3 protein-coding genes are annotated in these 12,181 nt (G+C 55.6%); 2 read left to right on the top strand and 1 reads right to left on the bottom strand.

Going from position 1 to position 12,181, the window contains the following annotated elements:
* Positions 1-9: 9 nt before the first annotated feature.
* Complete coding sequence (locus ACO08I_RS09180; RefSeq protein WP_421949129.1) at positions 10-6,864, top strand: LamG-like jellyroll fold domain-containing protein; 6,855 nt, start codon at positions 10-12, stop codon at positions 6,862-6,864.
* Between the two features lie 55 nt (positions 6,865-6,919).
* Positions 6,920-9,793: a T9SS type A sorting domain-containing protein gene (locus ACO08I_RS09185; RefSeq protein WP_421949130.1), complete on the top strand. Its 2,874-nt coding sequence runs from the start codon at positions 6,920-6,922 to the stop codon at positions 9,791-9,793.
* A gap of 440 nt (positions 9,794-10,233) precedes the next feature.
* On the opposite strand, the gene ACO08I_RS09190 is transcribed toward ACO08I_RS09185, so the two are convergent.
* Positions 10,234-11,946, bottom strand: coding sequence for an FG-GAP-like repeat-containing protein (locus tag ACO08I_RS09190; protein WP_421949131.1), 1,713 nt, complete (start codon positions 11,944-11,946; stop codon positions 10,234-10,236).
* Between the last annotated feature and the right edge of the window lie 235 nt (positions 11,947-12,181).

Here is a 12,181-nt window from a genome sequence, read left to right on the forward strand (position 1 = left end):
ATCATACTCATGAAAAATACATTACAGCAACTCCTATGGGTAAGCTTATTGTCTATCATCAGCTTGGCCAATGCATACGGGCAAAACAGCCCCAATTGCGAGACGGTCAGCGACGATGACTTCCTCACCGGGCGTGCCTTTTTCAACTATGGCAGCTCCACCAATGCTTTTAATACCGCCAACCGGGCCAATATTACCGTTGGGCAGCCCGTAGTGGGTACCTACTTCGGACAAACGCACAAAGGTGTCTATGGTTTTTGGTCCCGCTTTCTGCTCCCTCCCGCCGCGCCTGCCGTCATGGCTAGTGAGGGCGACCTCGAAGACCGGGTACAAATTGATTGGGCACCTGACCCATTGAGCCCTGCCCCATCCAGCTACAAAATCTACCGCAATGGCTCCCTGTTGGCTACAGTAGATGGAGAAACCTTCTCCTTTCTGGACTTTAACGTCCTCGCTGGAAAATTTTATACCTATGAGGTTAGTGGAGTCAATACGTTTGGAGAGGGGAAACGCGGTTCTTCTCTCGGCTTTCTCAATCCCAATGGCGTGGTAACGGGCAAGGTGGAAACCTTCAGCGGCAACGCGGTACCGGGAGCTATAGTCACCCTCACGCCTACCCTTGGACATTCAATTGCCTTCAACGGGGCAGACGATATGGCTTTCGCCGAATACAACCCGGCTTTCCCCCGTGACGAATTCACGGTATCTGCATGGGTGAAGCTGGGGGACGGCAACGATAATGCAGGCATCATAGACTTCGGCAGCACCATCGGCAAAAACTGGTGGCTGCACACCCTTCCTGCCTCTTCCGGTAAAGGTATCCGCTTCGGCATCGGCCGGGATGCCGGTGATGTCACCGAGCTGGACTACGCCTTCCTGAGCGAAAACGAGGACGAATGGCACTACGTGGCAGCAAGCTACAATGGCGCATCTCTGCTGCTTTATGTGGATGGAGAACTGATCGAAACGGCCGTAGGTACTATACAGGCGGATAGCATCCCGCTGTTCCTGGGTAAAAAGGCCGATGATACTGGTTTTTTTAACGGGCGTATTGACGAGGTGCGCTTCTTCGACCGGCAACTGGCTCAAACGGAGATCCAAATGTTCATGAACCGCACGGTGCAAGGCAATGCGCCAGGGTTAACCGGCTACTGGAAATTTGATGAGGGCGTTGGGGCCAAAGCATTTGATCAGAGCGCACTGAAAGCCCGCTTTTACTTTTGCGGTGCAGAATGGTCGGATGACCGCCCGGAAGTGGTCAATTCCGGGATCACAGATGAGAGCGGTTTTTACGAAATTGCCGGGATCAACTACGGCAGCGGGCAAACGTTTACGGCCCGTCCTTCCAAAAGCTTCTATCTGAATCAGTCCCTCGAATTCAATGGCGTCAATGGCAGTTATGCTGACCTGACAGATTTTGACCTCAAAGACACTTCTGCCATTACCACAACGGTTAAGGCTTTCGACTTCAGCGGCAATCAGGCGGTACTTAGCAAAGCAGATGCAGGCGGCAACAACCTGTTTGCCCTCTGTCTCAATGCAGGGCAGCTTGAGCTTGTGCTCAACGAAACTTCCCACGCTTTCGGCCCGCTGGAAATGGGCTTCCATCACATCGCCGTCAACCTCATACAAGACGGCAGCATACTGTCCACAGAAGTCTACAAAAACGGCAACCTAATGGGTACCCACAGTTTCAGCGGCGTGGCCACCGATTGGGCAGGGCTGCCCTGGAAGATCGGCGCCAAAGCCGATGGGGCCAGTAGCCACCGGAGTTTTTTTACCGGCCTGATCGACGAAGTAGTTTTCTTCGACTCCACCCTTACGCTTCCGCAAATACAGGAGTATGCCAATATCGGCACAGATGTGAATAACCTCTTCCTGAAGTCAATGTTTGGGCTCAACGAAGGCGAAGGCATGCAGCTGGAAGACACCGGGCCTGCATTTACAGGGCAAGGCACCCTTTTTGGTGCTACCTGGTCTACCGTTTCTTCCATTATGGAGACCATTGCGCATGAATTCACCCCTGCCAGCCGCCTTGTTACTCTCAACCCCAGTAATACAAGCGTGGACGAGATTGACTTCGTGGACCAAAGTACTATTCCTGTTAGTGGCTTTGTTCGTTATGAGGGTACCACCTGTTTTCCTGAAGGCATTGAGATCCTCGTTAACGGACAGTCGAATGTACCCAAAATTCTGACAGATGAAAATGGCAAATTCGTGGCAGACTTCGAGCCCGGTGCGGATGTGGTGCTTACTCCGGTATTTGAAGACCACACCTTTTTCCCAGCCTTCTGGGAACTGGAAAACCTGAATGTGCCGGTATCCGGTATACTTTTCCAGGATCAGACCAAGCGAACGGTCACAGGGCAATTAGCAGGAGGCAAATGCCGCCGGTCTATCATTCCCGATGGCAGCATCGTCCGCGTTAAACTGTCTACCCTCGATGGCTGCTACGAAGAGACCCAGCGCCTGGAAAACCCGAATGGAAAATTCACCTTCTCCAATGTACCCCCGGACTCCCTCACCATAGCTGTGATTGAGCATTCCAATCCGGTTATCTATGATTACTTTCAGAATCAGGGCGGGCGCACACTTGATTTGCGTATGAAAAGCGATACCGTTGATTTCATCTATCTGGCGCCCCCACAGGTAGAAATGACACAACTGGACACCAACTCCTGCGGCGACCCCATGCTCAATCAGCTGCAAACCGCCAAAACCACCATACGGGTGTTTGAGGCTTACGATGGGGGCGTATGCTACCTCGACACCGCTCTGATTACCATCAACAATGAAATTGCCAACCTTGCCCAGTTCGACACTCTCATGACGGAAGGGAGCCTTGTACACCGGTTCCGGGCTGATGCGCCTAATATTGTGCCGCCCTTTCTCAAAACCCTTCAGGTAACTGCCGAGGCACACGACGAACAGGATACCAAAGCCCAGAGTGCTGTTGTACTGGGCAGGCGGCCACGGGAAACAACATTCACTTCCACCGCGCCTGAACTACCGACCATCATTTTGAGAGACCCGCCGGGCGATGGCAGCTATTCTTATCTGGAAACCGGAGAGACCACCTGCCAAAACTGGAGTTTTGAAGCAGCCAGTACCATGAATACGGAGGCAGGCGTGACTGTATCCCTGGGCCCTGATATCGAGACAGAGATGGGGACTCCGTTTTTCGCCACCTCCCTGCAGGTAGATGTCACTGCAGATCTGGGGTATCAGCTGGAGGCGAGTACCACCTCCTACACTTCCAACGAAATGGAAACCTGCCTGACGATAACGAAGAATATTGCCACAGATGACAATGAATTTATTGTAGGCAGCGATATGGGCGGAGACGTATATGTCGGTGGCGCTATGAACTTTATTTATGGCATTACGGATGAGCTCCTCTACGATACGGCCTCCTGCAGCTATCTGCTTGATAAAGGGCTCTACATCTTTCCGGAAGGGTTTGCCACAACATTTATTTACTCTGAGCGGCAAATTACAGACCTCGTCATCCCCAGCTTACTAAATATTGGCGATACAGTGAGCGCTGAACGATGGCAGGGGATCATTGACCTGAATACTCAACTCAAGGAGGAAGCCATATTCGACCGTAATATCACTTTTGATGCCGGAGTAGTTTACGAAGAATCACAAACATCCGAAGTAACCAAAACCATTACCCATTCCTGGACGCAGGATTTCAGCAACGGATTCTCATCAGAGTTTGGTGTCAATGTTAATGGTATTGGTGTGGTAGCAGGGCTGGCGATGTCCTGGTCTACAGAAACCACTTCCACTACTTCTGGCACTACCTCTACCGAGCGGACCACAGGTTTTGTACTCACTGATGATGATGGGCTGGACAACTTTACCGTCAACATCAAAACAGACCCAGCTTACGGCACCCCTGTATTTGACGTAGTCAGCGGCCAGTCAGCCTGCCCCTGGGAGCCCAATACGCAGCCCCGCGAAGAGGTGCAACTTACCAGTAATAGCTTCGTAGCAACAAATGTTACAGCTAACGAAGCTGCTATTTTTGAACTCACGCTTGGTAACACTGCTCCTTCAGGGGATGCAGGGTTTTACATCTTGGAGCTCGTTCCGGAAAGCAATCCCGATGGGGCTATCGTAAAAGCCAATGGCGTCGAAATCAATGCCAGCGAACTGATCTACCAAATCCCCCCCGATGGTTCGCTAACGGTTACCATTTCTGTAGAGCGCGGCCCGGTGGAGTATACCTACGAGAATCTGCGTATTGCACTCCGGTCCGGATGTGAATTCGAGCGCGCTATCTGGCTGGGGATTCCACGCGAAGGCGTAGACGAACGTTTTTATAAAGAAGTGGAACTCGATGTATACTTCCTGGAGCCTTGCAGTGAAGTGGACTTGGGCTTCCCGTTGCAAGATTGGGTGCTCACACCGGAAAGTGGGAACATCCTCAACATCACTGCTAATGGATATGATACCAGCGATCCCGACCTGGAACTCATCCGCGTGCAGTACCGCCGCTCTCAGGGCGATGGAGCGTGGATTAACATCGCCGAGCTGGAGAAAGAAGAGCTGGGAGATGTATTCACTATCGTCCCCTGGAATACGCAAGGGCTACAGGATGGGCTTTATGAAGCCCGGGCAGTCACTCAGTGCTTCGGGGCACAAAACCCAGGTATTTCAAAGGTGGTAAAAGGCAAAATAGAACGTACCCCTCCCCGCCTCTTCGGCTTGCCTCAGCCTGCCGATGGCGTCCTTTCGCCGGGAGACGAGATCAGTATCACCTTCAATGAGCCTATTCGCTGCGACCTGCTCCTACAGGCAGATGTTTTCAACAACAATAACATCGGCTTGTACAATACCGCAACCGGCGAGCTTATCGATGCGGTGATCAGCTGTAGCGAAGATAAAATCATTGTGGTCCCCAATGTGCCCAACCAATTTATTGAAAACCAGATTCTGCGCGTAGTTGTGGAAGGTGTGGAAGACCAGGTTGGCAACCTGCTGGAAGAACCCGTCAGCTGGGAGTTTTTCGTCAACCGCTCCACTTTGTACTGGGAGGTCAATCAAATTAAGGAGGTCATCCCGGAAGGCGATGCACTGGTAATCACCCGCGACATCCGCAATCAGGGGGGAGCCGCCGCTAATTTTACACTTACTGACCTGCCTGCATGGGTGGAAGCCAGCCCTCTTTCCGGCACAGTAGCTCCGGGCTCCTTCGAGACGGTCACTTTTACTTTTCCCTCAGACCTGGTTACTGGCAGCTACGAGCAAATCCTGCCTATGATGACTGCCGAAGGGGATGAACCCCTGGATATCAATGTTCAGGTTGTATGCCCGCAGCCAGAATGGGAAATCAACCCTATGGAATGGGCTTATTCCATGACGATGACACTTCAACTCGATATTGAGGGGGAAATCTCGACTGATAAACTCGACCTGATAGGCGCTTTTGTCGGCGGCGAGCTGCGCGGCGTGGCAGCCGTGGAGTACGTGCCGGAAGTAGAAGAATATCTTGCTTTTCTGACAGTTTACAGTAACAACCTAGTCGGGGAGACGGTGACTTTCCAGATTTGGGACGCTATGGAATGTCTGCTCTACGGCAGCACAAACGAAAGCTTCGATTTTGTAGCCGACGACCTCATCGGTTCGCCCATCGTGCCGCAGGCCATCCATACGAACAACCTGCTGCTGCGGAAGATCCCGATCTTCCCGGGCTGGAACTGGATCTCCTACAACCTGGAGCTGCCAGACCCGAGCATCAATGCGGCCCTTTCGAGCCTGACGCGCCCGGAGGATGCCACTATCAAGGGGCAGACGAGCTTCAGCCAGTACTTCAACGGCGGCAGTGTCTGGGCCGGCTCCCTGACGGCGCTGTCCCACCTGACGATGTACCAGTACAACGGCACCGCTTTCGACAGCCTGGTGATCCTGGGCAACCCGATAGACCCGGCTACGCCCATGAGCTTGTCCGCGGGCTGGAACTGGATCGGCTACCTGCCGCAGGCGGGCATGCCGGTCAATCAGGCCCTGGCATCGCTCAGCCCGCTCAATGGCGATATCATCAAGAGCCAGGCTGGCTTTGCCCAGTACGTTGCCGGCATAGGCTGGGTGGGCAACCTGGACTTCATGAGCTCCCCGAACGGCTACCTGATCAACCTGGGCGAGGCGGGCACCCTCACCTACCCGGAGAGCTTCAACGGGCCTAATGAGGAAGCCTTCCGGGGCAATGACGGCATCGAAGGCCGCAGCGCTTCGCAGTGGGAAGTGGACCCGCACGGTTACGAGCACAGCATGAACCTGATCGCAGTGGTTACGGATGCCGAAACGGGCAACCTGCTGCACGAAGGGGACGAGGTCGGCGCCTTCATCAACGGTGAGGTACGCGGCACCGCGCAGCCGATCTACGTTGAGGCGGTGGATGCTTACCTGCTCTTTATGACCGTCTACGGCAACGCCGAGGGCGGGACGGTCACCTTCAAGTACTACGACGGTACAGACGGTGAAATCAAGGCCGTGGAAGAGTCCTTTGTCTTCATCGCCAACGACATCCTGGGCACGGTCAACCTGCCGGAGCCGCTGACGCTGCAGAGCGTGACGGATGCTGCTGCCCTTACCGGCACGGCGCCCCGCTTCGAGCTCTTCCCCAACCCGGCCACAGAGCGGGTGTACCTAAGCTTCGATGCGCCGGCTGCTGCTGAGATTATCGTGGTCGTCACAGATGCGACCGGCCGGGAAGTGGCACGTATCGAGACAGAAGCTGCTGCCGGTAGTAACCTGCTGGAATGGCGCCCCAATGGTCTCGCGGCCGGGCTGTACTTCGTTACCCTGCACGGCAACGGCCCGGTACAGTCTGCGAAATTGAATCTACAGCCTTAACAAGCCTGCTGAGGGTGCCGGAGGCCGGCACCCTCAACGGCTCAAAATATAATCCATGCGATATTTATTGATCACGCTGCTGATGGCGGCGGCCTTTAGGGCATCCGCAGGCCCGCCCGACTGGGCGGCGCCGGAGCCCGGGGGCTACGACTACTCGGCAAGCATCAATGCTGCCCTGGTCATCGATGGAGCGCTGACGGCGAATGCCAATGACATCATCGCTTTCTTCGCTGGCGGGGAGCTGCGGGGCGTGAGCACGCCGGTAAGCATAGGCGATCAGGTCTTCCACCTGTCTACGGTTTTCTCCAATACTGCTATAGGGGAGGAGCTGCAGGTGCGGGTCTACCATGCGGCTACCGATGCGGTTTACATCGCGCAGCAGCCCTACGCTTTTGTGCATCAGGGCGTGAGCGGCAGTTTTGATGCGCCCTACGAAATTGAAGTCTTCACAGACGGTGACGCGCCCATCGGGCTTCAGGCATTGCCGGCACAACAGACCTTGCAGGGCGTGCCCTTCGCGCCCCTGGGCCTGCAGCCTTTTCTGGAGCGGCAGGACAACGACGGTATTACCTGGTCGGCGGATTTCAACCCGCACGTCCTGACTTTTTTTAACGGGGCAGAGCTGACGCTGATCCCAACAGACCCCGCCTGGTTTGGTTCCACCACAGTCACAGTGCGCGCCACCGAGCAGACAGCCAACGCTTACTTTGCCACCGCAGCACTCAGCGTCACCGTTGAGGAAGCCTACGCCGGGCCGCAGTGGGAGGATATCCCAATACAGAGCGCGGAGCCGCAGGCCGGCTTTGAGCTGCTGAGCCTGCCCGGCTTTGAGGCAGCCTATGGTGGCCTCTGCCTGGACTACAGCCTGACGCCTGTACTGGCTACGGCAGGCAGCCAGCCACAGTTGCCCGCCAGCTGGAGCACTCCTCTTTTGCAACAGCCGTTCAGCATGAACCTCTCTGCCCGGGCGCAGTATACCCCCTGGCTGCCGTTGGGCGATGAAGCCGACCGCCTGGCTTTCTTCATCAACGGCCAGCTGAGCGGCACAGCGGCCCCGGAGCTGGTCAACGGGCAGGCGTACTACTTTGCCACCGTGTACCATGCCATGCCGGAAGGGGAAATGGAGGTGCGCTACTACAGCGCAGCCCACGAAGCCCTCTTCACCTTGCCTGTCACGCTCAGATTTGGCGGCAACGGGCAGCTGGGCAGCCCGGACGAGCCGCTGCTGCTTGATTTCTCCCCCTTCTTCTTTGAGCTGGACGAAGCCGGGCAGCTGGGCGTCACGCCACAGGACACGGCCTTCCGGGGGGCGCACCCGTACACCTTCCTGGCCGCGGACTGCGATTACCCGGAGGCGCTGCAGGACACGGTGTCCACACAGCTGTGCTACGATATCGACAGCGATCAGGACGGGCTGTGCAATACGCTCGACCCGGCGCCCTTCGACCCCTGCTTCCCGGACTTTGAAGCGCCGCCCCTGCACGTGCTGGATAGCAATGGGGACACGCTCACGAGCAAAGGCGTGCTGGAAGTGGGCACTGATCCCGGCGATTGCCACTACTCAGCCATCTGGCGGGCTTTTTCCATAGAAGACTGCTCGGGCGTGACGGTAGAGGCTGCCCTGGAAAACCAGGACGGCCCTTCGGCCGGGCAGCTGGAAACGGTGCTGATTGATGCGGCCACCGGGCAGTATGCCCTCTACCTCACCGTGCCTCAGGGCACCTATGAGCTGGAAGTCGTTGCCACCGATGATTATGGCAACGCGGAGGATTTCACCTACACCTTTATTGTAACGGACGAGGAAGTGCCGCAGCTGGCCTGCCTTGATGTAGAAGTAGCCCTGAGCTACGACGGTACCGGGGAGCTGCTGGCCGACGAGGTGCTGGACTTTGCCAACAGCAGCGACAACTGCGGGCTGGACTACAGCACGCTGATGATCAGCCAAACGGCTTTTGACTGCAGCGGCCTGGGCATACAGAGTATAGAGCTGACGGCTTCTGATATACATGGCAACAGCAGCAGCTGCACGGCGCAGGTGGAAGTGCTCATCAGCGAGAGCATCCCGCCGCCCTGGGGCACAGCCGATATCGGCATGGTGCCGGGCAGCAGCAGTTATGCTTACGACCCCTGTGCCACGGGCGACCCGTCCAAAGGGCATTTCACCCTCAACAGCCCGGGCTACAACCCCATTTCCGGAAATACGGACCAGCTGGCGGGCGTAGTGCAGGAGCTGTGCGAAGGGTCCGGCATCCGCGCGGAGGTACAGTCGGTGGGCCCGGGTACGTATGCGGGCATATTCATGCGCAACAGCAGCGCGGCCGGGTCGCCCATGGCCGGGCTGTTTACCAACCTGACGCCTTTGCTGCGCTGGGAGAGCCGCCTGCAGCCGAACGGCGGCAAGAGCTTTACGCCCTTTCAGGCGGTAGCAACCCCGGTAACGCTGGGCATGCGGCGGCACAACGGCCTGCTACAGGCTTTCTATCGCATCCCCGGCGGGAGTGGCTGGCAGTTGATCACACAGATGCAGGACCACCTGGAGGAGTGCGTGGAAGTGGGCTTTGGGGCTTTCACGAGCACGCCTGGCGGAGCGGCTACCGCCGTTATTGGCCCGGTGAGCACCATAGGCGCTTCTAACAGCACCGAATTTGGGGGCAGCCCGGCCATGGAGCTTACTGGTGCTTCTGGCACAGGGCAGCTGGCGCTTTGGCCCAATCCGGCTTACCGGTCAGTTACTTTATCGCTGGGCGCCCCGCTGGAAGCACCGGCGCAGGCCCGCCTGATGGACGGGCTGGGGCGGGCTGTGAGGGCATGGGCACTGCCTCATGGAGATACGCAGCATCAACTGGATGTGGACGGGCTGCCCGCAGGCATTTACTGGTTAAAAATTGATGGGTACCCGGATGCAAAGCGGTTGATGATTAGCCGGTAAGATTTCAGAGGTGCTAAAAATGCAGGTACTACCAGGAAATCAAAAACTGGTAATACCTGCATTGCTCCAATATTCACTCGTTTTGCATCCATTCTCCCCCCTCAGTTCCTTTAGCTGTGAAGGCCCGGACCGTAAATTTGTCACACCGAAAAAAGCGAAAAGTGCTTTACTAAAAAGATTGGATTACACCGGTGCATATCACTGGTACATCATGCACTACTGCTCCATAATCCCCCCTATGCTTAACCAATGGGCTATCAGCCCACTACTACCTAAAGCTAATTTTATGGGGAATTTTCAAGAGCTGCAGTAACCAAAAAATTGCTGCGGCTCCTTTTCCCCGTGAATACGAAGCAAACCGATCTAAGTGTACTCAATTATTTCGGGAGACCTCTGTGCGCTTCTGTCCCTTTATGGCGTTACAGCTGACTACCATACACTTACTGTTTCACAATCCGTTTAAGCGCTACCCCTTCTTCACTACAACATACAATAAGGTATAAGCCAGCCGGCCAGCCTGATGCCGATACCTGAAACCGCCCGGTTGAGCCGCCAGTATGCGACGATGGCAAGGTGGCTATACATCGCCCCTGAATATCGAGAACTTGCATTTGCAATATTCCGGACCGGTTGGGCATAGCGTATTCTATCCAAAACTCATCTTGTATAGGATTAGGCCACGCCCGAAGTCCAGGTATAGCCTTCCTTCGACCAAAGGCGGATGTTGTTACGCCCTCCCCTTCTGTAATGTGGTAATGCTGATCAACCGCAAGCCCTTCATAAGTTTCTACTGCCCCATTCGGCCAGCGGATGGACAACCGGTCGATAAGCGTGGCGTCCCCCAGCCCGAAGTGTAAGGTGAAACTGTTTTGGGAGGCATAGCCCATGCCTGCGCAGACTTCATCCATTTGCGCCTGCCCGTTGGCTTCCACCGTGACCCGCGCGCCGATAGCGGCGGCATTACTTTCCGTACCCCGCAGGCGTACTTTGACGAAGTGGTGCCCGTTTTCGGTGCTGTTCAGAAAAAGCTGATTGCCGTCCTGAGACCCGGCATTGACGAGCAGCAAATCTGGTTTCCCATCGGAGTTGACATCACCCGTAGCGACGCCGTAGCCAGCCATCGGGCTCGACAGGGGCGTACCTTCACTGACGACTTCAAAAGTCGCATTCCCCAGATTACGGTACAGCAGATTATCGAATGGGGCGAAGTAGGTATCGTTGGACACATAAATATCGCTGTGGCCATCGTTATCGTAATCCAGGAAGACCGTCCCCCAGCCCATGCCCAGGTCATCCACTCCGGCCGGACTGCCGATTTCCGTAAAGGTGCCATCCCCATCGCTGAGCAGCAGGACGTTCTCATACAGATTGGTGATGTAAAGGTCGAAGAAGCCATCGTGGTTGATGTCCGCAAAATCTACGCCCATGCCCTGAGCAGCGATATTGGCCCCGGCAGACACTGAGACGTCCTCGAAGTGGCCGGTGCCGTCGTTGCGGTACAGGATATTGGGCTGATTGGCATCGTGGGTGAGGTAAAGGTCGAGGTCACCGTCGTTATCGTAGTCAAAAAACAGAGAGCCCATGGCGATACCGAAATCCTGAGCATTGGCAGCCACTGTAATATCCGTGAAGGTCCCATCACCGTTATTATGGTACAAGTAATTGGGCGCGGCAAGGTTGGCTACGTACAAATCGACATACCCATCCCGGTCCACATCTCCCCAGAGGACCGCCCGGGTGCGATGCCCGGAGTTGACCCCTGCGCTTACGCTAATATCGGTGAAGGTGCCATCGCCATTATTGCGGTACAAAATATTAGGTTCATCCCGGTTACCCAGGTAAAGATCGAGGTGCCCGTCATTATCGAAATCGCCCCAGGCACTCACATTGGTCGTCCCCACATGCGCAATGCCTGCCTCCGCAGCCACTTCCGCAAACTGTCCGTTGCCGATAGCCTGGTAAAGCAGATTGGGCGCATTGTGGCGGGAGATGTAGATATCATCGGCCCCATCCCCATCGTAATCACCAAAAGCGACGCCAAAGTTACGGCCAGGGTGCCCAATGCCGGCACCAACGGACCCATCAAAGAAAATGGGCTGCGCAGGCAGCAGCCTTGCCATCAAAGCAAGCAGCAAAAAACATAAACGAACCATAAGTCCTGCATTTCACTTTTCTGAAAAGTAGCAAAACTTCGTTAATGAAAGGATATCCATTAGGCTCAAAACCCTACATTTTGACTCGTGCGATACGATTTTTGACGTTTTTAGACCAGCCTCAACCTTGCACCGCCCAGGAAAGGGCTGAGGTTGAGCACCGGCATGCGCCACCCAAGAGCAACGGCCGCTTTGCGACCGCCTCCCGGCAGAGCCACCGACCGGCACTGCTCAA

Source organism: Phaeodactylibacter xiamenensis, from assembly GCF_965229835.1.
In the GTDB taxonomy this organism is placed as follows: Bacteria; Bacteroidota; Bacteroidia; order Chitinophagales; family Saprospiraceae; genus Phaeodactylibacter; species Phaeodactylibacter xiamenensis.